Origin of the sequence: Maricaulis sp., from assembly GCF_048268525.1 — a bacterium.
Taxonomy (GTDB): Bacteria; Pseudomonadota; Alphaproteobacteria; order Caulobacterales; family Maricaulaceae; genus Maricaulis.
On the sequence record NZ_JBLWVH010000012.1, the window covers coordinates 1 to 24,921 of the forward strand.

26 protein-coding genes are annotated in these 24,921 nt (G+C 62.0%); 10 read left to right on the top strand and 16 right to left on the bottom strand.

Annotated features, from left to right (window positions below; genetic code table 11):
* Nucleotides 1–146: LytTR family DNA-binding domain-containing protein (locus ACN0X9_RS07695; protein WP_417487125.1), on the top strand; the 146-nt coding region annotated here is incomplete at its 5' end.
* Here the strand turns inward: ACN0X9_RS07695 and ACN0X9_RS07700 are convergent.
* Nucleotides 143–685 carry a GNAT family N-acetyltransferase gene (locus tag ACN0X9_RS07700; RefSeq protein WP_417487031.1) on the bottom strand — a complete coding sequence of 181 codons (543 nt, stop codon included), beginning with the start codon at nucleotides 683–685 and terminating at the stop codon, nucleotides 143–145. The genes ACN0X9_RS07695 and ACN0X9_RS07700 overlap by 4 nt on opposite strands.
* A gap of 204 nt (nucleotides 686–889) precedes the next feature.
* Between ACN0X9_RS07700 and ACN0X9_RS07705 the strand changes: the two genes are divergently transcribed.
* Complete coding sequence (locus tag ACN0X9_RS07705) at nucleotides 890–1,405, top strand: TspO/MBR family protein (RefSeq protein ID WP_417487032.1); 516 nt, start codon at nucleotides 890–892, stop codon at nucleotides 1,403–1,405.
* A 118-nt stretch (nucleotides 1,406–1,523) separates the two neighbouring features.
* Here the strand turns inward: ACN0X9_RS07705 and mdh are convergent, their stop codons facing one another.
* Together mdh and ACN0X9_RS07715 are read right to left on the bottom strand one after the other, a co-directional pair.
* Nucleotides 1,524–2,486, bottom strand: coding sequence for a malate dehydrogenase (mdh, locus tag ACN0X9_RS07710; RefSeq protein ID WP_417487033.1), 963 nt, complete (start codon nucleotides 2,484–2,486; stop codon nucleotides 1,524–1,526).
* Between the two features lie 148 nt (nucleotides 2,487–2,634).
* Nucleotides 2,635–3,450 carry a helix-turn-helix domain-containing protein gene (locus tag ACN0X9_RS07715; protein ID WP_417487034.1) on the bottom strand — a complete coding sequence of 272 codons (816 nt, stop codon included), beginning with the start codon at nucleotides 3,448–3,450 and terminating at the stop codon, nucleotides 2,635–2,637.
* Between the two features lie 57 nt (nucleotides 3,451–3,507).
* Here ACN0X9_RS07715 and ACN0X9_RS07720 point away from each other — a divergent pair, with 57 nt between their 5' ends.
* Nucleotides 3,508–3,987, top strand: coding sequence for a DUF6265 family protein (locus ACN0X9_RS07720; RefSeq protein ID WP_417487035.1), 480 nt, complete (start codon nucleotides 3,508–3,510; stop codon nucleotides 3,985–3,987).
* Here ACN0X9_RS07720 and ACN0X9_RS07725 read toward each other — a convergent pair whose 3' ends face one another.
* The 4 genes from ACN0X9_RS07725 to ACN0X9_RS07740 all read right to left on the bottom strand — a co-directional run bounded on the left by ACN0X9_RS07725 (nucleotide 3,988) and on the right by ACN0X9_RS07740 (nucleotide 7,511).
* Complete coding sequence (locus ACN0X9_RS07725) at nucleotides 3,988–4,665, bottom strand: O-methyltransferase (protein WP_417487036.1); 678 nt, start codon at nucleotides 4,663–4,665, stop codon at nucleotides 3,988–3,990.
* Between the two features lie 17 nt (nucleotides 4,666–4,682).
* Entirely contained in the window at nucleotides 4,683–5,828 is a 1,146-nt protein-coding gene (gene zapE / locus ACN0X9_RS07730) for a cell division protein ZapE (RefSeq protein ID WP_417487037.1), read from the bottom strand.
* A 112-nt stretch (nucleotides 5,829–5,940) separates the two neighbouring features.
* Nucleotides 5,941–6,372: an acyl-CoA thioesterase gene (locus ACN0X9_RS07735; protein WP_417487038.1), complete on the bottom strand. Its 432-nt coding sequence runs from the start codon at nucleotides 6,370–6,372 to the stop codon at nucleotides 5,941–5,943.
* Nucleotides 6,369–7,511: an iron-containing alcohol dehydrogenase gene (locus ACN0X9_RS07740; protein ID WP_417487039.1), complete on the bottom strand. Its 1,143-nt coding sequence runs from the start codon at nucleotides 7,509–7,511 to the stop codon at nucleotides 6,369–6,371. Before ACN0X9_RS07740 ends, ACN0X9_RS07735 begins: the two co-directional genes overlap by 4 nt.
* Nucleotides 7,512–7,773: 262 nt before the next feature.
* Here ACN0X9_RS07740 and ACN0X9_RS07745 point away from each other — a divergent pair, with 262 nt between their 5' ends.
* On the top strand, nucleotides 7,774–8,151 hold the full coding sequence (locus ACN0X9_RS07745; protein ID WP_417487040.1) for a hypothetical protein: 378 nt from the start codon (nucleotides 7,774–7,776) through the stop codon (nucleotides 8,149–8,151).
* Nucleotides 8,152–8,227: 76 nt separating this feature from the next.
* On the opposite strand, the gene ACN0X9_RS07750 is transcribed toward ACN0X9_RS07745, so the two are convergent.
* Nucleotides 8,228–9,727, bottom strand: a complete 1,500-nt coding sequence (locus ACN0X9_RS07750) for a CoA-acylating methylmalonate-semialdehyde dehydrogenase (RefSeq protein WP_417487041.1) — start codon at nucleotides 9,725–9,727, stop codon at nucleotides 8,228–8,230.
* A 269-nt stretch (nucleotides 9,728–9,996) separates the two neighbouring features.
* Here ACN0X9_RS07750 and ACN0X9_RS07755 point away from each other — a divergent pair, with 269 nt between their 5' ends.
* Nucleotides 9,997–13,314, top strand: a complete 3,318-nt coding sequence (locus ACN0X9_RS07755) for an autotransporter domain-containing protein (protein WP_417487042.1) — start codon at nucleotides 9,997–9,999, stop codon at nucleotides 13,312–13,314.
* A 127-nt stretch (nucleotides 13,315–13,441) separates the two neighbouring features.
* Nucleotides 13,442–14,140 (top strand): hypothetical protein, encoded by a 699-nt coding sequence (locus tag ACN0X9_RS07760; protein ID WP_417487043.1) that lies wholly within the window; start codon nucleotides 13,442–13,444, stop codon nucleotides 14,138–14,140.
* A 12-nt stretch (nucleotides 14,141–14,152) separates the two neighbouring features.
* Here ACN0X9_RS07760 and ACN0X9_RS07765 read toward each other — a convergent pair whose 3' ends face one another.
* Both ACN0X9_RS07765 and ACN0X9_RS07770 read right to left on the bottom strand, forming a co-directional pair.
* Entirely contained in the window at nucleotides 14,153–14,485 is a 333-nt protein-coding gene (locus ACN0X9_RS07765; protein ID WP_417487044.1) for an ArsR/SmtB family transcription factor, read from the bottom strand.
* A gap of 93 nt (nucleotides 14,486–14,578) precedes the next feature.
* On the bottom strand, nucleotides 14,579–15,229 hold the full coding sequence (locus ACN0X9_RS07770) for a hypothetical protein (RefSeq protein WP_417487045.1): 651 nt from the start codon (nucleotides 15,227–15,229) through the stop codon (nucleotides 14,579–14,581).
* Between the two features lie 145 nt (nucleotides 15,230–15,374).
* Here ACN0X9_RS07770 and ACN0X9_RS07775 point away from each other — a divergent pair, with 145 nt between their 5' ends.
* Nucleotides 15,375–16,220, top strand: a complete 846-nt coding sequence (locus ACN0X9_RS07775) for a 1-acyl-sn-glycerol-3-phosphate acyltransferase (RefSeq protein ID WP_417487046.1) — start codon at nucleotides 15,375–15,377, stop codon at nucleotides 16,218–16,220.
* Here the strand turns inward: ACN0X9_RS07775 and ACN0X9_RS07780 are convergent.
* The 6 genes from ACN0X9_RS07780 to sdhC form a co-directional block, all read right to left on the bottom strand.
* Nucleotides 16,217–17,341 (bottom strand): FG-GAP repeat domain-containing protein, encoded by a 1,125-nt coding sequence (locus ACN0X9_RS07780; protein ID WP_417487047.1) that lies wholly within the window; start codon nucleotides 17,339–17,341, stop codon nucleotides 16,217–16,219. The genes ACN0X9_RS07775 and ACN0X9_RS07780 overlap by 4 nt on opposite strands.
* Before the next feature lie 144 nt (nucleotides 17,342–17,485).
* Nucleotides 17,486–18,265, bottom strand: a complete 780-nt coding sequence (locus ACN0X9_RS07785) for a succinate dehydrogenase iron-sulfur subunit (protein ID WP_417487048.1) — start codon at nucleotides 18,263–18,265, stop codon at nucleotides 17,486–17,488.
* 12 nt (nucleotides 18,266–18,277) lie between these two features.
* Nucleotides 18,278–18,703: a DUF3052 domain-containing protein gene (locus ACN0X9_RS07790; protein WP_417487049.1), complete on the bottom strand. Its 426-nt coding sequence runs from the start codon at nucleotides 18,701–18,703 to the stop codon at nucleotides 18,278–18,280.
* A 2-nt stretch (nucleotides 18,704–18,705) separates the two neighbouring features.
* Nucleotides 18,706–20,493: a succinate dehydrogenase flavoprotein subunit gene (sdhA, locus tag ACN0X9_RS07795; protein ID WP_417487050.1), complete on the bottom strand. Its 1,788-nt coding sequence runs from the start codon at nucleotides 20,491–20,493 to the stop codon at nucleotides 18,706–18,708.
* 12 nt (nucleotides 20,494–20,505) lie between these two features.
* Nucleotides 20,506–20,877, bottom strand: a complete 372-nt coding sequence (gene sdhD / locus ACN0X9_RS07800) for a succinate dehydrogenase, hydrophobic membrane anchor protein (RefSeq protein ID WP_417487051.1) — start codon at nucleotides 20,875–20,877, stop codon at nucleotides 20,506–20,508.
* A gap of 1 nt (nucleotide 20,878) precedes the next feature.
* Nucleotides 20,879–21,271, bottom strand: coding sequence for a succinate dehydrogenase, cytochrome b556 subunit (sdhC, locus tag ACN0X9_RS07805; protein WP_417487052.1), 393 nt, complete (start codon nucleotides 21,269–21,271; stop codon nucleotides 20,879–20,881).
* Between the two features lie 222 nt (nucleotides 21,272–21,493).
* Here sdhC and ACN0X9_RS07810 point away from each other — a divergent pair, with 222 nt between their 5' ends.
* The 3 genes from ACN0X9_RS07810 (at nucleotide 21,494) to ACN0X9_RS07820 (ending at nucleotide 24,892) form a co-directional block, all read left to right on the top strand.
* A complete protein-coding gene (locus ACN0X9_RS07810) occupies nucleotides 21,494–22,363 on the top strand; it encodes an SDR family oxidoreductase (RefSeq protein ID WP_417487053.1) in 870 nt (289 codons plus the stop codon).
* Between the two features lie 79 nt (nucleotides 22,364–22,442).
* Entirely contained in the window at nucleotides 22,443–24,284 is a 1,842-nt protein-coding gene (locus ACN0X9_RS07815) for a DUF885 domain-containing protein (protein WP_417487054.1), read from the top strand.
* Nucleotides 24,281–24,892, top strand: a complete 612-nt coding sequence (locus tag ACN0X9_RS07820; RefSeq protein ID WP_417487055.1) for a hypothetical protein — start codon at nucleotides 24,281–24,283, stop codon at nucleotides 24,890–24,892. The genes ACN0X9_RS07815 and ACN0X9_RS07820 overlap by 4 nt, the downstream gene beginning before the upstream one ends.
* Nucleotides 24,893–24,921 lie beyond the last annotated feature (29 nt).

Below are 24,921 nucleotides of genomic sequence, written 5' to 3' on the forward strand. Positions count from 1 at the left end.
CCCACCGGTCCTGGTGGGTGGCGCGCGAGGCCGTACAGTCGGCTGAACGCGGTGACGGGCGAGCGAAACTGGTCCTGGCCGGCGCGCTGACGGCACCGGTCAGCCGGACCTACGCGCCAAAGCTGCGCGACGCCGGCTGGTACTAGCGAAACGTCTCGCGGGATATCCGCCATTCGTCGGCACTTTGCCCCCAGACATCGACAATCATGCCAAAGCCTGGAACTTCCACATCCTGGCCCAGGTCGCGCGATCCGATTTTTCGCGCGACGCCTTGGCTCGGCGCGTTGTCGGCATCTATGAGATGGACCACATCGGGCCAGCCCAGCGTGTCGAAAACGTGGTCCATGCACGCCGCCGCCGCCTCGGTTGCGTAGCCTTTGCCCCAGGTCGAACGGTTGAGTGACCAACCGATTTCCGGTTGCGGCCACCCATGGGGGTACCAGGGCCCGACCCGTCCGAGCCAACGGCCGCTGTCCTTCTCGATCACAGAGAAAAACCCGTATCCGCGCAATGCCCAGTGCCCGACGATTCCACACAGCCCGCGCCAGACAAGGGCCGGCTCCTGGATACCGCCGATGAACCGGGTGGTTTCCTCGTCCGCCATCAACTCGCAGAGCGGTTCGAAGTCGGACAAGTCCGGTTGGCGCAAAATGAGACGGTCGGTTTCAAGCTTGATCTGGGTCATGCCCCAATGCACGGACTGGCGGTCGTCGGGTCAAGTGAATTCGCCGAGACAGTATTCACGCATTCCTTATGACTGCCTGCATATCCACGCCAGTTGGCGCGACCGATAAGCTCTCCATCCGACCAGGTGCCGGCCGCGACCCGCGACTGGATCAAATCTTGCACCGTGTGCGGTCGAAGTTGTTCAGAGTGAGTAGTTTAGTCCATGGCCGAGAAACGGCACGGTCCAGGCGTCATTACGCTGCTGGTTTACCTGATCGGCGCTGCCTCGCTGGCAGGCGGCCTGTCGGGCTGGCTGCACGCGACCGGAGCGGTGGACTGGGTGGAAACCCTGGACGCTCCGAACTGGGCGCCCAGCTTTGCCATGATGAACATCATCGGCTTGTTCATTCCCATATTCATCATGATCGCGTTGTGGATCGCCCAACGCAGTGGTCGCGACGGCATGCGCCTCCTGTGTACGCTGCTGGTCGCCTTGCTCCTCGCCGGCATGGCCATGCAGATCTGCGTGTTCTTCGGGACACGTGACCCGGCGCTCGGCTTCCTGGCGGCGATGGCGATGTGGGTTTATGCGCTGTTCGCGACCGGCATTGTCGGGCGCGCCTCGACGCCTGCCGGCGTCTTGTTGTGGGTGCCATTCGCTTGGCTCACGATGCTGCTCGTCCTCGGCTTCGAGCTGATGCGCCTCAACGCACCCGGCACGTTTGCGGGTGGCCTCTGAGTCACGCAGCGAAACAGATTGCTTTCGCACCATCGCAATACGGCCGACTGCCCGGCTCCGAACATGAAAACGCCGACCCGGTCGGGTCGGCGTTTCACGTCAGTGCGACCTGGACTGATCAACCCAATGACGGCTCGAGCCCTTTGCAGGCTGCGACAAGGCCCTTCACGGAATCGACCGAGTTGTCGAACATGGTCTGTTCATCGGCGTTGAGCTCGATCTCGACGATCTTCTCGACACCGCCAGCGCCGATCACGACCGGGACGCCGACATAGAGATCGTCCTGGCCGAACTGGCCGGAGAGATAGGCGGCGCAGGGCAGGATGCGCTTCTTGTCGCGCAGGTAGGACACGGCCATGTCGATGGCGCTTTCAGCCGGTGCATAGAAAGCCGACCCGGTTCCCAGCAGCGCAACGATCTCGCCCCCGCCCTTGCGGGTACGGTCAATGATGGCGTCCATCTTTTCGTCGGTGGACCAGCCCATCTTGACCATGTCAGGGACCGGAATTCCAGCAATCGTGGAATAGCGCAGCAGCGGAACCATGGTGTCACCATGGCCGCCCATCACGAAGGCCGTGACGTCTTCGACCGAGACTTCGAACTCGTCGGCGAGGAAGTGACGGAAACGCGCGCTGTCGAGCACGCCGGCCATGCCTACGACCTTGTTGTGCGGCAGGCCGGAGAATTCGCGCAGCGCCCAGACCATGGCGTCGAGCGGGTTGGTGATGCAGATCACGAAAGCGTCCGGCGCGTGCTTGGCAATGCCTTCGCCGACCGCCTTCATGACTTTCAGGTTGATGCCCAGCAGGTCATCGCGGCTCATGCCCGGCTTGCGCGGCACACCGGCGGTGACGATGCAGACATCGGCGCCGGCGATCGCAGCGTAGTCGTCGGCACCGGCGAGCTTGGAGTCCTTGCCGAAAACCGGACTGGCCTCGGCGATGTCCAGCGCCTTGCCCTTGGCGACACCTTCGGCAATGTCGAACAGGACGACGTCGCCCAGTTCTTCACGGGCTGCGATGTGGGCCAGGGTGCCACCGATCATTCCGGATCCGATGAGCGCAATCTTGTTACGGGCCATGGGGGAGCTCCTCTTGTGGGATATTCATGCTGTTGGCCAGCGGTCTAGCGCTGCGCGGCGGGTTCGGCAAGGCGGCGATATCAACGCAAGCGCGTCGGCCAAGCCTGTTCGCAAAGAATTCACGTCGCCGAACCACCGAAAAGGCCACTCAATGCGTATAAAAGACGTCAAACGCCGCCGAATTGCGTGCGGGAACCGGGGTGGTGCCGGCGTAGCGTCGGAAATCGCGGGTCATGTGAGCCTGGTCGGCATAGCCGGCGAGGTCGGCAACCTCACTCAGCGCCGTCCCCGCCTTGATGGCCTCCCGGGCCCGATGAAAACGGAAAATGCCGACCAGATCGCCGGCCGGTAGCCCGCATGCCCGCTCGAACCGCCTTCGGATGGTGCGTTCGCCGAGGCCGGAACGGGTCGCCAATTTCCGGATTGATCCGGGTTCAGCACCACGCAATGACGAGACGAGGGCCACAACACCCTCGGGAAGATCGCATGACCGGAAACAATCAAGCAGCAGCCCGTTGGAGACGGCCAGGAACTCGGCAGGGCTCCCCGCGCTGCGCGCCATCGTCAGCAATCTGTCGGACGGCTTTGCTCCCACTATGGTGTCGAGCAGGACGGACCGATTGCGCCAGGCGGAAGGGTCGCGACCCAGCCCGCCTACCGCCCATGGATGGAGGCGGATTCCCAGCACATCCATCGGCCCTGAAAGCTGCAATGCCAGCGCACGGTTGAGGGGCCCGTAGAGAAACGCTTCCGGCTGCCGCACCCAGACGTTACCGGAGCGCTCGAGCGGTGGCACACCTCGATGCAGGATTATCTCGCAACACCCATCCGGTGCAATCATCTGGGGGGTGTCGTCACCGCTATGGCGCAAGTGCCAGACCTCAGACACAAAATCGGCGAGATAGCCCGTCACCGCTTCACTGTTGTATTCAACACCGCCCATGCCGCCCCCTGTCCGGATCATTCAAGACGCCGCGTTCCGACCCTGTCAATAATGCCGGAGCCAACCTGGAGACCCGCCATGAAGACCAGACCGCAGCCCCGCCGAATACTATCCATCCGAGCCTTGGCCCTTGCCTGCTTCGCCGGCATGGCGGGATCAGCCTGTGTCGCGGCAGATGACGATTTCGACTGGCTGGCCGGTCACTGGCAAAGTGGGGATGATGACCCGGTGGTCGAGGAAGTCTGGACCGACGGTGCGGGCGGCCTCCTGCTGGGGGTCAACCGGACTCGCATCGGAGGCGAGGCGGTCGCTTTCGAATTCCTGCGGATCGAGAGCACCGAAACCGGAACCCGCTATTGCGCGCAGCCAAGCGGCCGACCGGCAACCTGTTTTGAGTTGACGGGCCAAACTGTGAACTCCGCCCGTTTCGAAAACGCCGATAACGACTTCCCTCAGGTGATTGAATACAGCCGCGACGGCCACACCCTGACCGCCACGATCTCGGATCTGTCGGGCGAACAATCGATGAGGTTCAGCTGGGAGCGCGTCGGCGACTAATCAGCGCTTGAGCGCCATCAGGATGCCATCTCCCAATGTCGTGAACGCCATCTCGACCCGATCATCACCCCGAACCTTCGCCGCCAACGCGGCCAGGGCTTCGGCATCCGGGTCTGCGGCACGTTTGGCCGCATCGGCCACACTGCCACTCCACAGGACATTGTCGAACAGGATCAGGCCGCCCGGTCGGACCAGCTTGAGACCAGCCTCGTAGTAGTCATCATATCCGGTCTTGTCGGCATCAATGAAGACCATGTCGACCGTGCCGCCGATCTCGGTCACGAGACTCGCGAGCGTCTCCCGTGCATCGCCCAGCCGCAGATCGACCTGATCGGCAACACCCGCCTCGACCCAGTATTCACGGGCCTTGGCCGTATAGGGTTCGGAGATATCGCAGCCGAACAAGCGGGCTTGCGGCCCATGCAGGTCGCGCATCGCCAGCAGGGTCGCGAGGGCGGAGTAGCCGGTGAACACACCGACCTCCACAGCCGTCCTAGCGGACACCAGACGGGCGCACATTTGCAGGAAAGCGCCTTGTTCGGGTGATATCTGCATGCGGGCGATATCGCCCATTGCGTCTGTCTCCAACCGGCAACGCTCCAGGACGGGCGGCTCTGCCCGGTTCGCGCCTCGCACATACGCCGTCACATTGGCATCGAGTCCGATTGATCGTGACATGGTCAGTCCTTCCTGGCTCAGGCCTGTTGGCTTGCCGGCTGCTCACGCCGCTCGGCGGCGAGATATTCATGCGTTCGCATTTCCATCAGGCGTGAGGCGGTGCGTTCGAATTCGAATGCACCATCACCGGCCGGGTACAGGTCGTCCGGGTGCGCATCCGCACTCATGACCAGCTTCGCCCGTGCCTCGTAAAGGGCGTCCACCAGGGTCACAAAGCGCTTCGCCTCATTGCGCTTGTCCGGGGACAGTTGCGGCACATAGTCCACCAGCACCGTGTGGAAGCGCTCGGCAATCGCCAGATAGTCCGCAGGCCCCAATGGACGCGCGCACAGTTCAGAGAATGTGAAGCGGGCCACGCCGGCTGCCTCGCGATAGATTTCCAATGTCCGCCCGTCGACATCGAGGGCGCAATGCTGGGGCACCGCACCCGAGGTCAGACGCTCCCAGGCATTGTCCATCGCCAGCTCGGCATCCGCCGAAAGGGGCGAATAGAAAACAGGAGCCGCCTCGAGCTGTCGGAGGCGAAAATCGGTGCCGCCGTCCAGTTCCATGACTTGCAGGCTTTGCTTGAGCAGCTCGATCACCGGCAGGAAGCGCTGGCGGTTCAGGCCATTCTTGTAAAGGTCGTCGGGATGGCGATTCGAGGTCGCCACGATGACCACGCCGCGTTTGAAAAACTGTTCAAACAAGCGCCCCAGTATCGACGCATCAGCGATGTCGGTGACCTGAAACTCGTCGAAGGCCAGCAAGCGGGCGCGGTCAGCGATCGATTTGGCAACCGGCGGGATCGGATCGTCACCTGCTCCGCGAACATATTCCGGTCTTTTGCGGCGTTCCGCGTCGGACATCTTGCGCCAGGCCGTCATGCGGCGATGAACGTCCTGCATGAATTCATGAAAGTGGACCCGACGCTTGGGAGAGACCGGCGCATGTTCGACGAACAGGTCCATCAGCATGGACTTTCCGCGCCCCACACCGCCCCACAGGTACAGTCCGGTTGGTGCCGGATCCGGTTTTCCGAACAGCTTCTTGCGGTCCGGCCGCCACGCCGCCAGCCGGTCCGCTAGGTCGGTCAGGGCAGCGGCAGCCCGCTCCTGTTCGACATCCGCATTCAGGATGCCGGCTTCAACGCGCTGGCGCAGGACTGAAAGTGGCGTCGTCATGTCACCAAGGCTTCGGCGTTGCGGGGGGTGAGGTCAATGGCAGAGAGGCTGGCAAACTGCAGTTTGGCAAGGGCGCTCCCGCGCAGCGGTCGCCTTGCAGCTGGTCGATCAGTCAGCTGCCCTCAATCCCCGCCAGCGCCTTTCGCATGGCATCCGGCAGCGGGACCGGCCGGCGGGTGTCGCGATCAACATAGACGTGGACGAAGCGGCCCTGAGCCGCCGGCTCGTCCTCGCCTTGTTTGAACAGGCCGATTTCATAGCTGACCGACGAATTGCCAAGCCGGGCCACACGCACGCCGGCCTCGACCGTCTCCGGGAAAGCCAGCGGCGCGAAATAATTGCAGCCGGTTTCGACCACCAGGCCGATCACGCTGCCCTCATGGATATTCAGGCCAGCCTCTTCGATCAGGAAACAGTTCACAGCGGTATCGAAAAAGCCGTAATAAGCGGCGTTGTTGATGTGGCCATAGATGTCATTGTCGGCCCAACGGGTGGGAAGGGCACGGAAGCGGGGGTAGACGCTGCGGTTGCGCTTATCGATCACAGCACCGACTCATAGCAGGCGTGGGCGGCCTCGAGCGTCATGGGTCGCGGATTGTTCTTCAGCAGGCGCTCGACCTTCATCGCGTCCTCGGCCATTTTCGGCAGGTCATTGTGGGAGACACCGACCTGGCTCAGCCGGGTTTCGATCCCGACTACCTCGGCAATGCGCTCCATTTCGTCCACCAGGGCTTCCGTCGAGGCTCCGGCGAGGTCGAGATGCGCCGCAAGTTGGGTGTAAAGCGCCTCGGCGGCGGGCGCGTGCAAGCCCACGAGCGGTGGCAGCTGCAGGGAGTGGGAGAGCCCGTGCGGCCCATGAAATATCCCGCCGAGCGGGTAGGCCAGCGCATGGACGGCCCCGACCGGAGCATTGGCAAAGGCCTGCCCGGCAAGCAAGGCCCCCAAAAGCATGTCTTCGCGCGCCGACATATCCGACCCGTCCAGACAGGCCCGCTCGATCGAACCATGCAGCTTTTTCAGGCCGGCGAGCGCGAGGGCGTCTGACACCGGATTCTTCTCGATCGCCGACGTATAGGCCTCGATGGCATGCACCATAGCGTCGATGCCGGTCGCCGCCGTGACATGCCGCGGCAGGCCGATTGTCAAAGCGGCATCCAGCACGGCCAGGTCTGCGTACAGGGTCGGATCATTGACCCCCATTTTCGTTGTCTCGCCCACAGTCACGACAGAGATCGGTGTCACTTCAGACCCGGTTCCGGCAGTCGTCGGGATCAGGATCAGGGGTAGTCGCTGCCCCCTGACCTTGTTGACGCCGTACATCTCGGACAGGGGCTGGTCGCTGCCCAACAGCAGGGCAACAAGCTTGGCCGTATCCAGTGACGAGCCTCCACCGATACCGATCACCAATTGGGCGCCGAATTCGCGCGCCCGGGCAGTCGCCGCCAACACCATGTCTTCAGGCGGATCGGCTATCACCTCATCCAGGACGAGCACCGACAGGCCCGCGGCCTTCAGCTCATCCAATGGCGCGTTGATCAGACCGGCCTTGCGGACGCCCTGGTCCGTGACGAGGGCGACGCGCTCGACACCGGCCAAAAGCGGCGCCGCTATTCCCGACAACTCGGTCGCGGAACCACTGCCGGCATGAATATGGGGAACGGTTCGGAACTGGAATGTGGCCATTTTGGGCTCTCAACACCGGTTTACAGTTAACGGTATGTTTTCCATGTCCTACCGGCTGATTTTTGGCAAGAGGAGGAATTATCGCAGTTCGTCGCTCATTTTGTACGCATTTGAATTGATTGAGAAGCGTTGGTTAAGATGCAAAAAACTGAGCCTACGCAAGCGTTTTCGACACACGCGCTCATTTTCGAATACTGGCGAACAGCGTTCGGAAAACCTATTTTCGGCCAGCAACAAAAACAAGCGTGTGTAGGTGTAGAGTATGACGGTCAGGGTGGACCTTATCGATGGCGGATCGGTCATCGAAATCCGCGCAAGCGGGCAGGCAACGCGCCGCGAGGCCGGTTGGGCAACAGAGCGGGCTCGCGAACTCAGCCAGGATCAGGCGGTCCGCGCCATTCTGGCCGATTGTCGCGACGCTGAACGCCAGAACTCACCGAAATTGTCCGCCGAGATCATCGAGAATTTCGTGTTCGCGCTGGAGCGCCCCCTCCCGACCGCCTACATCATTCCGCAGGTCTGGGATGAGGCCTATCAGGCATCGGTCCGACACGAGATCTCCGAACTTCCCGAACAAGCCCGCTTTTTTACGGATCGAAACGAAGCCCTGTCCTGGCTGGCCGTCCGGCAGTCCGCCTGACACCTGACAGGCTTTCACCCAACAAAAAGGCCTCCAGGGAGTTCCGGGAGGCCTTTTGCATGCGTGTCGGAGTGCGTCAGTTCATGGTCGGAATGACAAAGGCCTGATCGCCGATATCACCGGTAGGCCAGCGCTGGGTGACGGTCTTGATCTTGGTGAAGAAGCGGATGCCGTCCGTTCCGTACTGATTGGTGTCTGTAAAGGCCGAACGCTTCCAGCCGCCGAAGGAGTGATAGGCGACCGGCACCGGAATCGGCACATTGATCCCGACCATGCCGACCTGGACCTTCGACGCGAATTCCCGAGCGGCGAGACCGTTTCGGGTGAAGATGGCGACGCCATTGCCGTACTGGTGCTCGGACGGCAGGTGAGCCGCCTCGTCCAGGCTGTCGGCCCGTACCACCTGCAGAACCGGCCCGAAGATCTCTTCCTGATAGGCCGTCATCGACGGTTTGACGTTGTCGAACAGCGTTGGGCCAATAAAGAAGCCCTTCTCGTGGCCCTGCAGTTCAAATCCTCGGCCGTCCAGCAGGAGGTCGGCGCCCTCGTCGATACCTGTCTGGATCCACTTCTCGATCGACGCCCGATGGGCGGCAGATACGACCGGCCCATAGTGAGCATCAGCATCAGTCGAGATACCAACACGCAGCTTGGCGGCTTCTTCCTTGATGCGTCCGACAAACTCATCGGCCGTATCCTGACCGACCGGCACAGCGACCGGGAGCGCCATGCAGCGTTCCCCGGCAGACCCGTAGGCAGCGCCCAGGAAATCCGTCACGACCTGGTCCATGTCGGCATCCGGCATGATGATGCCATGGTTCTTGGCCCCGCCCATCGCCTGGAAACGCTTGCCCTGCTGGGCACAGGTCTGGGCGATATAGTGGGCGATGTTGGACGAGCCGACGAAGGACACTGCCTTGATATCATCATTGTGCAACAAGGCGTCGACCGCAGTCTTGTCGCCATGCACGACTTGCAGGACACCCTCCGGCAGCCCCGCCTCGACCATGAGTTCGGCCAGTCGCACCGGAACCGACGGGTCCTTCTCGGACGGTTTCAGGATCATCGCATTACCGGTTGCGAGGGCCATGCCCATGAACCACATCGGGATCATGGCGGGGAAGTTGAACGGCGTAATGCCGGCCACGACACCCAGCGGCTGCCGCATCGAGTAGACATCAATGCCGGTTCCGGCGCTTTCGGTATACTCCCCCTTCAACAGGTGCGGCGCGCCGCAGGCGAACTCGATCACTTCGAGGCCGCGGATCAGATCACCCTTTGAATCGGCGACGACCTTGCCATGCTCGGACGACAGCAACTCGGCCAAACTGTCCATTTCCGCTTCGACAAGCGACTTGTAGGTCATCAACACGCGCGCACGTCGCTGCGGGTTCATGGCTGCCCACTTCACCTGGGCGGCCTTGGCATCCTCGACCGCACGGGCAACTTCATCCGTCGTCGCAAACTGGACGCGCGCCTGAACCGCCCCGGTATTCGGATTGTAGACGTCTCCGAACTGGCCGGACGTTCCGACGGTCGTCTTGCCATTGAGGAAATGGTGGATATCGCGTGTCATGAAGGCGCTCCCGAAATCTCGTGTGGATCCGCTCCTCAACGGGACCGGTTTCTGGCCGCTGACTTAGTATGCCAAACCCGGCCTGTCGAGCTGAGAGGCTGTTCCGGCGAGGGTCGATCGAACCTTCACACGAAATGCAAGGTTCCACGATTTCCAATTGAATTATCCTTGCTAAGTCGTATCGAACACGAAAAACTCGCCCCAGCTTTGCAAGCTTTATCCAGCGACTGTTCAAGCCGCCGGGAGAGCCAAGTCTTTCGGGGAAATCCATGCCGCATTCATCATCGCAATTGACACTAAAATCTCTCCTGGCCGCCAGCACGGCGCTCGTCGGAATTGCCGCGGCCACACCGGCTTTCGCACAGGAAGAAGAGCCGGCCATTGTTCCGATCGACTCGGTCACGCCGGAAGACCTGGTTGATTCCGCAACGGACGTAACCGGCATTGGCATGTTCTTCCGCAGCGACGGGTTCGTGTGTTCCGGTACGCTCATCAATCCTCGAACCGTTCTTTTTGCCGCCCATTGCGTCAATGACCGAGCCGCCACCGACTACGGGGACTCCATTGCCGCAGCATGGTCCTTCGGCAGCAACTCGCTGCCGGGTTTCGTCGACTGGATCAATAACAGCTTCGGCACCAATCCGGACCTTGCGGTCTTCAACGTTGCCCAGGTTCTCTACAATGCTGAATCCTTGGCGCGCCCGGATGGCTTCGGTTTCCTGGAAGGCGATGTGGCACTTTCCGTGCTCGATACACCCGCTGGCAACATCCCGACCTGGGCACTCCTTTTCTCGGCCCTGCCCGCGCCGACCAGCTACACCCAGGCGACCGGCTCGGGCTACCACGTCAACCTGGTTGGCTATGGCCGCACGGGTGACGGGACAACCGGCGCCTCGATCGGTATCGACTGGCGACGCCGCGCCGCCGAAAACTATATCGGCGCACTCGCCTCGATCGATGACCGAAACATCTTCCTGTTCGGCAACGCCTTCGGCGACCTGCCGCAAAACCTCTATCATATCGATTTTGACGACCCGACCCGGACCAACCCGTTCGATTTCGACCTGTTCCGCGGCGATGCAGCCCCCAATGAAGGGGCGACAGCCGGCGGCGATTCCGGAGGGCCGCTCATTCTTGATGCGGCCGGCAATGCCGGCGTTGACGAAGATCTCGTGATTGGCGTCCTGTCCGGCGGGTCCCGGTTTTTCGGACCACAAGTGTTCAGCAGTTATGGAACAAACGGCTTTTACCAGCCGCTCTACCTGTTTTGGGACTGGATCGTCGAAAACAATCCCTATCGCTATGTGTCCACATCGGGCGCCGACGGCGACTGGGAGGATCCCGATCATTGGGTCACGATGCTCGACCCCGCCTTCCGCGTGATCGACTCCAATGGCGATATCGTCAATGGATTACCAACCGATCCGGGCGAAGGCATCAATGACACCTCAGATCCATGGGGCGAGATCTGTTTTGCGCCAACCGAGTGCCTGACGCTCGAAACCGGAGTGCTCGCCCCCTATACCGGCGAAGGTGCAGCGCCCGGCGCGACGGTTGCCGCAGACGGCACCTCGAATTCATTGGGCACCATAACACTGGATGGCGGGCCCCTGCCGACACGCCTGCCGGTTTCGGAAGACAATCCTGAATACGCCGTGGCCGGCGGATCCGGCTCTGACGCCGAGCCTGGACCCGCATCGGCCCTCCCGCCGGCCACCCTGGACAACGGTCTGCCGGGTGCGACCGGGTTTGTCGCTGACAACATCAACGCGACGTCCACTTCGATCGGCCGGTATTTTGACGTGACGCTGTCAGACGGCACGACCCGTCTGTCCAGCGATGTCGAGATCGACCGCCTGACTTTGGCAGGCTCCCAAGCCGGTCTGAATATCGCCGCCAGCGGCAATCTGACCAGCCTGATCGAGATCATGCACCAGTCCGGCACCATGAATGTTGATGGAACGCTTTCCACCTGGGGTGACTATCTTCTGATGTCCGGACTGCTGAGCGGATCGGGAACAATCAACACCCCCTATCTGACAAACATCATGGGCCTGATCGCCCCGGGTGGAATCGGCGAAGTAGGCAATCTCACCGTCAATGGCAATGTGATCCTGGCTTCGGCAAGTGGTCTCGCAATTGACGTCTCGCCGACCACAAACGACGAGCTCACCGTTTCAGGCAATATTTCGCTGGGCGGCATGCTGCTGATCAACCCGATCGATGGCTATACGCCGCGTTTCGGTGACACACGCGACTTCATCAATGCGGGCGGAATCGCCGACGGCTTCACCAATATTCACGACCTGCCTGGAGCACTGCGTCCGACGCTCAGCCAGGCCAATGGCGTGGTGACTTTTGCAATTGAAGCCGACGACATCACCGATCAGGCCGTGTTCAACAACTTCTTCCAGTACAATCTTGCCGACGCGCTCGATGGCGGTCGCGCGTCGTCCTATAGCGACCTGGCGGACATTTATGGCTTGGTCGACCTGCTTGAGGGCGGCAACCTGACGGCTGCGCTCGACAGCTTCTCACCCTATGAGGCGGTGATGTTCGATCGCTCCGCCCGCGCCCAGGCCAACGCGCTAAGCGCGGCCTTGCGCGGTGAAATCGGAGGCCGGTTCACACAGGCCGGTGCGATGGCAGACGTTCTCGCCAGCGCCGAACTCCATGCGAACGGAATGGCCAGCTCGGTCAATCTGAGCGGCGCGAAGTCACTGTTTCGCCAACCGTCCTCTGAATCGGTATCACGGCCAGAAGCCGGCTGGCGCGCTTTTGGTCAGATTGGCCTGATCCAGGGCGATGCAGGCCTGGTCGCTGGCGCCGGACGGTTTGATATTGACGGTGGCTTCACGCTCATGGGCATTGAAGCCTTCAGCGATAGTGGTTGGTCTGGCGGTGCAGCAATCGGGCTGGCCCAGTCGGATGGCGATGCGCCGTCCAGCGTGGGCTATGTCACGACCGACGTGTCGACGACGCAGTTCAGTGCCTTCGCGGGGTATCAGACCGAGACATGGGCCCTGGCGGGTTATATCAGTCACTCCTCTCTGGAAAGCGACGGTCAACGTCGCCTCGCAATTGGCAGCACATCACGCATGCAACAGGATGGTGATGCGACAGGCGGCGGCCTGGAAGTCACCTACCGGGGATGGACCGATCAACCACTGCGGATCGAGCCAACCGCCAGTCTTGAATATTCCGACTTCAGCTTCGACGCAGCCACCAGCACGGGCGGCGCAGCCAGCCTTACCGTCAACAACCGTTCGGTCAGCAGCCTGCTGGCCCGCGTTGGCGCAACGGGTAGCTGGAACGCCTTCGGTGTCGAGCCTCACGTCTATCTCGGCGCGGCCCAGGATCTGGGCGACGCGGACGGTGTGTTCTCGGCGAGCTTTGCTGCCGCGCCGACGGTTGCCTTCGCAGCGCCGGGCGGCCTGACGCTTGATCACATGTGGTTCGAGACGGCTGTCGGATTTGAAAAAACACTCTCGAACGGTGCGGTCTTCTCATTCAACCATCAACGCGAGGTCAGCCGGAATTACATCAACCAGGCGGTCACGAGCATCGCCTTTTCCTTCCCCTTCTGATCCGGAAGGGTTTGCCGAACAGGAAGCACCCGGTCCTTCGAGGCCGGGTGTTTTTTGTTGGCGTCCATGCGACGGATAGCAACGCTACACACGTTGAACACTGAATCACCGATCCAAGGAGACCGTCATGTTGCGAACGCTAACCGGCCTGAGTGCCCTGGTTTTCCTGGCCGGCTGCGCAGGCGGGCCGCGCGGACAGGACGAGCGTCCGGCCGCGGGTTTCGACAGCGCGGCCCGACTGGTGGACCAAGGCCGGTACGCTGAAGCCCTGCCAATCCTGCGCTGCGTCGCGGAACAAGGTGAAGGCTTCGAGATCGCGCAATTTCTCGCCGGGCACAGTGCGATGGAGATGTCCGAAGCGACAACCACGCCCGAAATACTGCGCGACGAAATGAGAGTCGAAGGCTTCGAACGGCTCACCGCCGCTGGCAATGCCGGATGGCCGGCCGCCCAGGCCGCGCTCGCGGTCGCCTATTCCGGGATCGATACCGAGCAAGCCCTGCACGAAGCCGCCTATTGGGCCGCTGTCTATCGCCGCAACACACGCGAACGTGCATATGGACTCGACCGCCTGGACAATCGCGTCGAGGCAGAAATCGAGGCGCGGCTGGACGATGCGGACCTCCAGGCTGCTGCCGACCGAGCCGATGCCTTTGCACCGGCTCCGCTTGAGAGGGGTGAGGTCACCCCCGAATGCGCACCCTTTATCCGTAGCGCACGCAGCGGTGCCCGTGGCGATCGCGCGCAACGCGGTCGACGCGGTGGCGGTGGCGGTGGCCGGCGAGGCGGCGGCCAAGGTGGCGGACGCGGGCCGGGCGGAGACTGATCGCAAGCTGCGTCAGGACGCCTTCTCAAGCGCTTCATCATCCGCGCCGATCAAATCGGGACGGTTGTGGCAACATTCATCGACCAGGAAGCTGACCAGTTCACGCGTACCGGCCGGGTTCAGCGAGTACAGCATGAAGCGGGAGCGACGCTCGGCCCGGATCAAGCCGGCCCGCTCGAGTGCTTGCAGATGGCCGGTCATTGTCGAGGGCGGAATATCGAAACCTTGGGCCAATTCACCGGCCGATGCCCGCTCCGGAGCCTGGTCGCAAAGGGCGCGAAACAGGGCAAGCCGCACAGGGTGGGCGAGCGCGGCGAAACCGGCGAGAGCGTTGCGAGCTTTCATGCATTCCCGGTTACGGGTGAAGCATGACTGCTCCATACAAGTTCAGTGAAAGTTTTGCGACATCACGCTCGCAGCGTGAAGAACGTCCCCTCGTCAACCGATCTGTCGACGCTTCGTCAGAAGCCGGTCCACAAGCCGCCTGACCAGGCCGTAGCGGACGCCCCGTGGACGTCGCGACGGATCACCGACCTTCGCAAGACCGGCCAGAGCCGTTTCATCACTTACCTGTCCGGTCTTCCGGAACACTGCGGCTTCACCGCCGATACGGTCCTCCAAACGCCAACTCGGGTCCTGGCCCAGCGCATCAGCTAACCGGGCGCAGGCTCCATGGTCGGCGCCAAGCAGCACCAGCAACCCGTTTTCCCGCAGATGACCTGAAACATGTCGCCAATTGGCAGCCATCGCCGGAAAGCCTGTCTCCGATCCAATGATCGCAAGGTCCAACGCCGGAGTCCCGGGGACCATGCGCGCTGCCAGGCCACCGCTGAGCGCGTCTGTTGGTATGCCACGGCGGTCGCACGCCGCCTGCAATGCCTCGATCGCACCCATGGTAGCGACGATCTGATGGTGGGCGCCGCGCTTCAGGCAGATCGCGCCAAGATCGCCCGCACCAATCTGAATGGTTCGCTGCCCGGCTTTGACCACAGTCGATAGATAGTCCGCGACCAGATCATCCTGAATTCGTGTCCGTTTGACGGGCAGTCGGCGGACTTCACCAGCGGGAAGGACATCGGTCATCGTCATGGCGTGTTCCATTCGTGAACAAGGCGTTAACGTCTGACTGCGCCGTCGCAAGCCGCGGGCCAATCCGTCAATCTTCCGGTAACCCTGTTGACCGTCAGGATGGAAATTCATTGCGCCCATGCGATAGCGGGAGTTTCTTGCGGTCATGACCGACCCCTCATCATTGCCCGAGCCGGCAAAGCCCCACATTGTCGATGAACTGATCGAGGATCGCGCCCCGCGCCTGATCGACACTCCCCTTTGGCCGCTGGTGAAGACTGTCGGATACCCCATGCTCGGATATCGACGGGCGGTCGCGATGGCCGACGCTATCGCCGACCTCACGGGCACCGGCTGCTTCGAGTGGGCATCGGACTATCTGCGCCTGGATACCCACTGTGAAGGCCTGGACAATGTCCCAGCCAAGGGCGCCTGCGTGATTGTCGCCAACCACCCGGGCGGCATCGCCGACGGCATCGCGCTGTGGGACAGCCTCAAGGCCAAGCGGCCGGACCTGCTTTACTTTGCCAACCGGGACGCTTTGAAGGTCTGCCCCGGACTGGAAGAACGGGTCATTCCCGTCGAGTGGCGCGACCAGCACCGCAATCGCAATCAGAGCCGCGAAGTCCTGCGCCGCGCCATCGATGCCTTCAAGGCAGATCAATGTATCGTCCTGTTTCCGTCAGGTCGGATGTCGGAGTGGAGCTGGAAGCACTGGGGCCTGCGCGAAAAGCCGTGGCAGCCAACCGCGATAAGCCTGGCACGCAAGTTCAACGCCCCGGTCATCCCGCTGGCCGTGCGCCAGCGCATGCCCTTGCTCTACTACGCCCTCGCGCAGATCAATGAAGAGCTCAAGGACATGACCATCTTCCACGGCCTGATGGGCAAGGCCGGAGCGCGATATCACCTCACCTACGGGCGACCGATGACCATCGGCAAGGATGATGGCTCAGACGCCCACGTCACCGACATGTTCCGCGATATCTGCGAGCGCATGGCCTGGCGGCGCTAGTCCGCTTCCATCCGGTTGATTAGCGAGTAGTTCGAACCTTCCGATACCGCGTAGACGATGTCGGGGCGGCCATCCTCGTTCAGATCGCCAACACTGAGGTTATAGGTGCTCGAAGCCTCATCGCCGACCTCCAGCGCGAGGAACCCGTCGGGCGAACCGAGATACACACGATTTCTGACGCCGGAATTTGCGATCGCGATGTCGGTCCGACCGTCCTGGTTGAAGTCTGCCAATGCCAGCCCGAACACCACATCCGTGTCTGCCCCGAATGGTTCGATCCGATCAAAACCGCCCGCTCCATCATTCACGAAGATTAGGCTTTGGGCCTCCATCCCGCCGGCGATGATGTCGGGAAAGCCATCCCCCGTGACATCGCCGACTTCGACCGCCCGTATTTCCATCGCCAACTCACCACCCAGCAGCTCGGGAGCATCAAACCCGCCCTCGACCCGACCAAGGTAAAGCACCACGCCTTCACCGCCCCGATTTGAGAAAACAAGGTCGGGCCGGTTGTTGCCGTCCAGGTCACCGATCGCGACCTGGATGGTTTGCCAGGCGCCAGGCAATTCAATGTCAGCACCGAAATTGCCCTGGCCATCATTGAGAAAATATCGATTTGTCTCGCCACGCTGGACCAGGACAAGGTCCTGGTCGCCATCGCCATCAAGGTCCGCTGCCGCTATGCTCCGGGCCTGGGCGACCGGGCCAAGTTCGCGGGTGGCAATGAAGTTGGCCTCGCCATCATTGAACATGAGCAGGACCGGTAACAAGTCGCGTGCAACAGCGGCATCGAGGTCGCCATCGCCATCATAATCGGCCAGCGCCGCCTCATAGCCTGTGGCACGATCCGGTCCTGCGTCACGCGCCGACCGGAAGAAGCCCATGTCGTTATTGAGGAAAACTTCATCCTGCTGGATCCAGTGGCGACCATTGACGGCAAACCCATCGAGGTCGCCGTCCCCGTCGAGATCACCGAGATTGACCGAGGCCGTCAGCGCGGTTTCCTCGCCGAAGAAGTTGTAGGGGTGGAGCCAGAACGGGTCCTGGGCCACCGCCGAGCCAAACGAAACAACGAGTGCGCAAGTCATCCCGACATACGGGCTGAATACCATTCGATCCATGACGCTTTCCCCTTTCGATACCAAACGCTAGCGATTGATACGGGGCGGGGCCAGTTACGTTTTGGTCGGGGAGAGGGCCGCCGCAACAATCAAGCCCCGCCAGACCGGGCGGGGCTTGATTGTTTTGCGACACAGGCGCCTGACCTAACCCTCGCGTTCGACCATCATCTGCTTGATCTCACCAATGGCCTCCGCCGGGTTCAGGCCTTTCGGGCAGACCTGGGCGCAGTTCATGATTGTGTGGCAGCGGTAGAGCTTGAACGGGTCATTGAGCTCGTCCAGTCGCTCGCCCGTGGCTTCGTCGCGGCTGTCGGCCAGCCAGCGATAGGCCTGCAGCAGGGCGGCCGGCCCCATGTATTTGTCGCCATTCCACCAATAGGACGGGCAGGCGGTCGAGCAGGAAGCGCACATGATGCACTCATAGAGGCCATCCAGCTTTTCGCGCTGCTCAGGGCTCTGCTTCCACTCTTTCTCTGGCGCCGGTGTGTCGGTCTTCAGGTAGGGCTTCACCGCCGCGTGCTGGGCGTAGAATTGCGTCAGGTCCGGGATCAGGTCGCGGACCACCGGCTGGTGCGGCAGCGGCGAGATGGTGATCTCGCCCTTGTACTCATCGATACCCGACGTACAGGCGATCGTGTTGCGGCCACCGATATTCATCGAGCAGGAGCCGCACACGCCCTCGCGGCAGGAGCGCCGGAAAGCCAGCGAGGCATCGACATTATTCTTGATCCACAACAGGGCATCGAGAACCATCGGTCCGCAATCATCCATGTCCACCTTATAGGTGTCCCAGCTCGGATTCTCGTCGGTTTCCGGATTATAGCGATAGACCTTGAAGGTGCGCGTATTCTTCGCCCCGTCCGGTGTCGGATGGGTTGTACCCTTTTTCGGTGCGGAACCTTTGGGGAGTGTCAGCTGAACCATTTGGGTCCTCGTTCAATTCACGACGCGCTTGGCGCGCGGGATCATCAGTTTCAGGCCGGACCAGATTTCATCAACGGCGCAAACCTTCACATCGACCAGGTCGATGGGCAGGGCGACGTCGCGGATCACGTCCTCGGTCATGTCGGTTTCGACTTTCGACGCCTTCTTGGGCCAGGAGACCCAGATCATGCCGTCTTGCCGGATGGAAGAGCGCAGGCGCGGCAGATCGGTTTCAAACTCGGTCCGCACCTTGGTGAAATAGTGCACATAGTCGAGCTCATCGCCGGCCTCGGCCGTCGCCTGTTCACGGGCATAGACCGCCGCCGCGCGCAGATCGTCATGCGCTTCGGGCAAATTCAGGAATGCCACTGCCTGCCCGTCCTTGAGGCCGAGCTTCTTTGGCAGGGGCGTGCCCGAATATCCGGCGGTTTGCGCCATGCCTAGTAAACCCGTGCCTTCGGCTTGATGTACTCGATATCGTTGGACATCGTGTAGGTGTGGACCGGGCGGTAGTCGATCTTCACATTGCCGGCCTCGTCGCACCAGGCGAGCGTGTGCTTCATCCATTTCTCATCGTCGCGATCCGAGAAGTCCTCACGGGCGTGGGCGCCGCGGCTTTCCTCGCGATTGGCAGCACCGTTCACGGTGACAGCGGCCTGGCTCAGCAGGTTGTCCAGTTCCAGCGTTTCCATGAGGTCGGTATTCCAGACCATGGTGCGGTCGGTGACACCGATATCCGGCATGCCGGTATAGACCTGCTTGATCGCCTCAACACCCTCGGCAAGGACCTCGCCGGTCCGGAAGACAGCGCAATTATTCTGCATGGAGCGCTGCATTTCCAAGCGTAGCTTGGCGGTTGGCGTGCCGCCAGCGGCGTTGCGATACTTGTCCAGCCGATCAAGCGAGATCTGGCCGTCGGTCGCCTTGATCTCGGGCTGGCTGGCGCCGGCCTTGGTCGTCTCACCGAGGCGCAAGCCTGCAGCGCGGCCGAAGACAACAAGGTCGATCAGCGAGTTCGAGCCGAGACGATTGGCGCCGTGCACCGAGACGCAGGCCGCTTCACCGACAGCCATCAGGCCCGGAACGACCGTATCGGCATCACCGCCGACCTTGGTCAGGACTTCGCCGTGATAATTGGTCGGGATGCCGCCCATATTGTAGTGGACCGTCGGCAAGACCGGGATCGGTTCCTTGGTCACATCAACACCGGCGAAGACGCGCGCACTCTCGGAAATGCCCGGCAGGCGCTCGCCAAGAATGTCCGGATCAAGATGGTCGAGATGAAGGTGAATATGATCGCCATTGGCGCCGACACCGCGACCCTCGCGAATTTCCATGGTCATCGACCGCGAAACGACATCGCGAGACGCAAGATCCTTGGCCGACGGGGCATAGCGCTCCATGAAGCGTTCGCCGTTGGAATTGGTCAGATAACCGCCTTCACCGCGGGCGCCCTCGGTGATCAGGCAGCCAGCACCGTAGATGCCGGTCGGGTGGAATTGCACGAATTCCATGTCCTGCAGCGGCAGGCCGGCGCGCAGCACCATGGCATTGCCGTCACCGGTACAGGTGTGGGCCGAAGTGGCGGAGAAATAGGCCCGGCCATAGCCGCCGGTTGCCAGCACCACGGTCTGGGCGCGGAAACGGTGCAGCGTGCCGTCATCCAGCTTCCAGGCGGTGATGCCACGGCAGACACCGTCATCATCCATGATCAGATCGAGCGCGAAATACTCGATGAAGAATTCGGTCTCATTGCGGACCGACTGACCGTAGAGCGTGTGCAGGATGGCGTGACCGGTACGGTCGGCAGCGGCACAGGTTCGCTGGACCGGGCCTTCGCCGTAATTCTTCGTCATGCCGCCAAAGGCGCGCTGATAGATCTTTCCGTCTTCGGTGCGCGAGAAGGGCACGCCCCAATGCTCGAGCTCGTAAACGGCAGCCGGTGCTTCACGGCAGAGATATTCGATGGCGTCCTGATCGCCCAGCCAGTCCGACCCCTTGACGGTGTCATACATGTGCCAGCGCCAGTCATCCTCGCCCATATTGCCGAGCGAGGCAGAAATCCCGCCCTGGGCCGCAACCGTGTGCGAACGGGTCGGGAAGACCTTGGTGATGCAGGCGGTCTTCAGACCGGCTTGGGAAGCTCCGAGCGCTGCACGAAGGCCCGAGCCCCCGGCGCCCACGACGACCACGTCATAGGTGTGATCGATCCATTTGTATTCGGCCATGTCGTGCGTCCGTTAAAGCGCGAGTTTGAGCAGGGCGAAGGCAGTGACAAGCCACAGCCCCAGCGTCAGGAAAGTGTTTGCCAGCATCAAAAGCGTCTTGGTGCTGTGCTTGTGGACATAGTCCTCGATGATCACCTGCATACCCAGACGCATGTGCGACAAACCCGCCGTCAGGGTAAGCAGGGTGATGATGGCGCCGGCCGGGCTGGAGAAAAACTCGGCCGCGTTCGCGGGCGCGCCGGATTTCGCCAGCATCCAGACAAAGACCGGAGCGAGGAAGAAGAGGGCGATCGAGGTCACTCGGTGCGTGATCCAGTGGCTGGCGCCATGACCGGAGGCTCCGAGACCGCGAACCTTGGCAGTGGGGGTGCGATAATCACTCATCTCAAATCCCCAGGTCGAGCCAGATCAGCGCCGTCGGGATGACCGCACCGAAAATGATCAGGATGGAGCGCAGGTTCGAGCCCTTGGGATCATAGCCCTTGCCGGCGTCCCACAGAAGGTGGCGCAGGCCATTGAGCCAGTGATAGCTGACCGAATAGGTCAGGGCGATCAGGCCAAAGCGGGTGACCCAGGCCATCCAGCCCTCGAACAGGAAACCGATCGAGCCCTCGGCACTGAAGGCGAGAAGAACGACCCAGACGCTGATCGCGACAGCGCCAATATAGTTCGCCACCCCGGTGGCACGATGAAGGATGGATGACGCCATCGTCGCGTGCCAGCGCCACACCTGCAGGTGTGGCGACATCGGACGCGGATCAGACCAGTCGGAAGCCATGCGGCAGCCTTTCGCTCTTTTGTCCGGAACCTGCGCGGCAGCCCCGCCGGCGCAGAAAGTCAGTGTCGACGCAGCACAATAGGCCTGAAGCTGTCAGGGTCAACGCGCCGCGAAGCGTACCGCTGACAACATCCGGACATTTTTTCCGGGATTCGGTACGCAGACGCGTTGCGAAACCCCGTCCGCGCCCTAGATTGACTTCAAGCCCTCGAGGAACCCGACATGAGCCAGACCCAGCCCTCCACCGTCGTGACCGGCGCGTCCACCGGCATCGGCGCCGCCTGCGCAAAGCGCCTCGTTGACGAGGGCTGGCGGGTGTTTGCCGGTGTCCGCAAGAACGAAGATGGCGAACGTCTGAAAGCCGAGCTCGGTGCCAACCTCGTCCCGGTGATCATGGACGTGACCGACACGGACAGTGTCAATCGCGCCGCAACCACCGTCCGCGAGGCGCTGGACGGCCAGACGCTGAAAGGCCTGGTCAACAATGCGGGGATTGCGGTCGCGGGGCCGATGCTGGAACTGCCGATCGAGGAATTCCAGAACCAGATGGACGTCAATGTGACCGGGATTGTCCGGGTCACCCAGGCGTTCGGACCGCTTCTGGGCGTTGATGAAAGCCTGACCGGCGAGCCGGGCCGAATTGTGATGATGTCGTCGGTGGCCGGCGAAATGGGTGCGCCCTTCCTCGGGCCCTACGCCGCGTCCAAACATGCCGTTGAGGGGATCAGTAAATCTCTGCGACGTGAACTCATGCTCTATGGCATCGAGGTGATCGTCATCGGACCGGGTGCGGTGGCGACCCCGATCTGGTCAAAGGCCGAGGAAATCGACACGACGCCCTACAAGGACAGCCCCTTCTTCGAGGCGATGCAGCGGATCCAGGGCTGGATGGCCAAGAATGGTCCGGCGGGCTTCCCGCCCTCCAAGATCGCCGACCGTGTCTTTCGCGCCTTCACCGACGCCAAACCCCGGTTCCGCTACGCCATCGTGCCGGATCGGATGACCAATTGGTCGCTACCGAAAATCCTGCCCGAGCGACTGGTCAACAACATGGTCGCCAAACGCGTCGGATTGCAGCGCAAACACCGCTGACCGCCCATCACCGCGGTGACCGCCCGGCTTGCGGGCCGTCTCGCGCCGGGCCATCCTCTGGCAAACAGGGGAGAGATCCATGCTTTTTCATCGTTCTGCCGGCCTGCTTGCCGGTGCTTCACTGCTCTCGCTGAGCCTTGCTGTTGCACCGGCTTCGATCGCGGAATCGCACCCGTCGCCAGCCAAGATCACGGCTCAGGCCGACGACATGTCAGCCAGCGCCGCCTTCAACACCTTGATCGAAGAGTTCGAAGCCTTCGAACATGAAAACAGCCCCGGCGCCCGTGCACGCGACGGCGATCTGGAAGCGGCCGGACAATGGTATGATGTCAGCGAAGCGTCGCTGGACGCGCAGGCACAGGCGGAAGCGAACTTCCTGCAACGCCTTGAGGCCATCGATGCGGAGGCCCTCGACGACAATGAACGGATTTCCCACGCCGTTCTTGATTACATCCTGCGCTTCCGTGTCGAACTGGCGCCGTTCGACGAAGCCCGTCGCCCCTTCAACAATGATAGCGGATTTTTCTCCGCCCCATCCTATGCATCGGCTTCAACCCGGCTGCGCACCATTGAGCGCGCCGATGCCTGGGTAACGCGCATCAACGCCATCCCCGGCTTCTTCGATGCCAATATCGAATGGATGCGCCGGGGCCTTGCAGACGGATTCACCCAACCCCGCCTTATCGCCGAACTGGCGGCGTCCCAAGTGGAGGCATTGAGCGATCCCGATACGCTGCACGGTCTGCTGATCGCCCCGATCGAGGGCATGCCCGAAAACCTCCCCGCCAACGAGCTAGCCCGTGTGCGCGCAGACGCCGAAACCGCTATCCGGGGCTCCGCCATCCCGGCCTATGAGAACCTGCTCGCCTTCCTGCGCGACGAGTATATCCCGCAGACGCGCGAAAGCCTCGGGATCTCCGAGGTGCCCGAGGGTCGTCAGTACTACCAGACCCTGGTGCGCTACCACACAACCCTGGACACCTCACCTGAGGAGGTCCATCAGCGCGGCCTCAACGAAGTCGCCCGCATCCGCAACGAGATGGATGAAGTGATCGAGCGGTCCGGCTTTGAGGGGACGTTCGCGGAATTTCTCAACTTCCTGCGTACAGATCCGCAATTCTATGCCGAGACACCGGAAGAGCTGCTGATGCACGCGGCCTGGATCTCCAAGCGCGCCGATGACGCGATGCCGCGCTTCTTCGGCCATCTGCCGCGCCTGCCCTACGGCGTCCGGCCCGTTCCCGATACCATGGCGCCGACCTACACCACGGGTCGCTACTGGCCAGGCGATATCGAGAACGGTGTGGCCGGCGGCTATATGGTCAACACCTATGACCTGACCCAGCGCCCGCTCTACACACTGCCGGCCCTCACCGTGCACGAAGCAGTCCCGGGCCATCACCACCAGATTTCCATCGCCGCCGAACTCGAAGACGTCCCGGATTTTCGCCGCAATAGCTACATCACCGCCTTCGGCGAGGGCTGGGGCCTCTATACCGAGACTCTCGCGACCGACATGGGCCTGTACACCACGCCCTACGAGGAATTCGGTCGGCTGACCTACGAGATGTGGCGCGCCTGCCGCCTGGTCGTCGATACCGGTATCCACTACATGGGCTGGACCCAGGAACAGGCTGAAGCCTGCCTGTTGGAAAACTCGGCCCTGGCCCCGCACAATGTCCGAACCGAAGTTCAACGCTATATCTCCTGGCCCGGCCAGGCCCTGGCCTACAAGTCGGGCGAATTGTTGATGCGTGACCTTCGGGCCCGAGCGGAAGCCCGGCTGGGTACTGATTTCGATATCCGGGCCTTCCACGACCGCCTGCTTGAGGACGGCGCCATGCCGCTCTCGGCCCTGGAAGCCAAAATGGTCGCCTGGATCGAGGAACAGGCCGCAGCCGTGGCGGAGCAATCGGAATGATCGCCTTCGCCATTACCGACGCCCTCGTGGTGATCGGCGCCTTTCTCGGCATCTATCTGCTGTGGCCACATCGCCGCGACGGCAAGGTCCGGATGATCCGCTTCGGCCTGGGTTTCATGGCCTTCGCCGCATTGATCGGTGTGGTGCGTTTTGCCTCCGGCCAGATCGGCGAGCTGGCCGGCCTGCATAGCCTGGCGACCGATTTCGCTGGAGCTGCCGGACTCCTGCTGATCGCGACCGGTCTGATGCTCAAAACTCGGGCGGTCAAACTGGACAGCGGGATCACCCGCTATATCCGCTACGGCATTCCGGCTCTGGTTGCCTTTCTCATGTTCTTTCCCGGCACCGAAGCCCTGATCAGCCTGTTGCCAATGCTGGCACTCGTTCTTGGTCTGGCCGCCAGCGTCATGCTGGTCATGCACGGTCAACGCCCTGCCGGACTGGTTTGGCTTGGCAGCTTCGTCTTGATCGGGGCTGTATCGCTACTGATCGGTGGCAGCCGGACAGAGAGCACGCTGGGGATCACCAACTGGCACATCTATCATGCGACCCTCGGCATCTGGGCGGTGATGGTCGGCGAGGCGACAAACCGGTTGATGAAGCGCTGATTGCCCGCGCCGCTTGACGATAAGCCGCC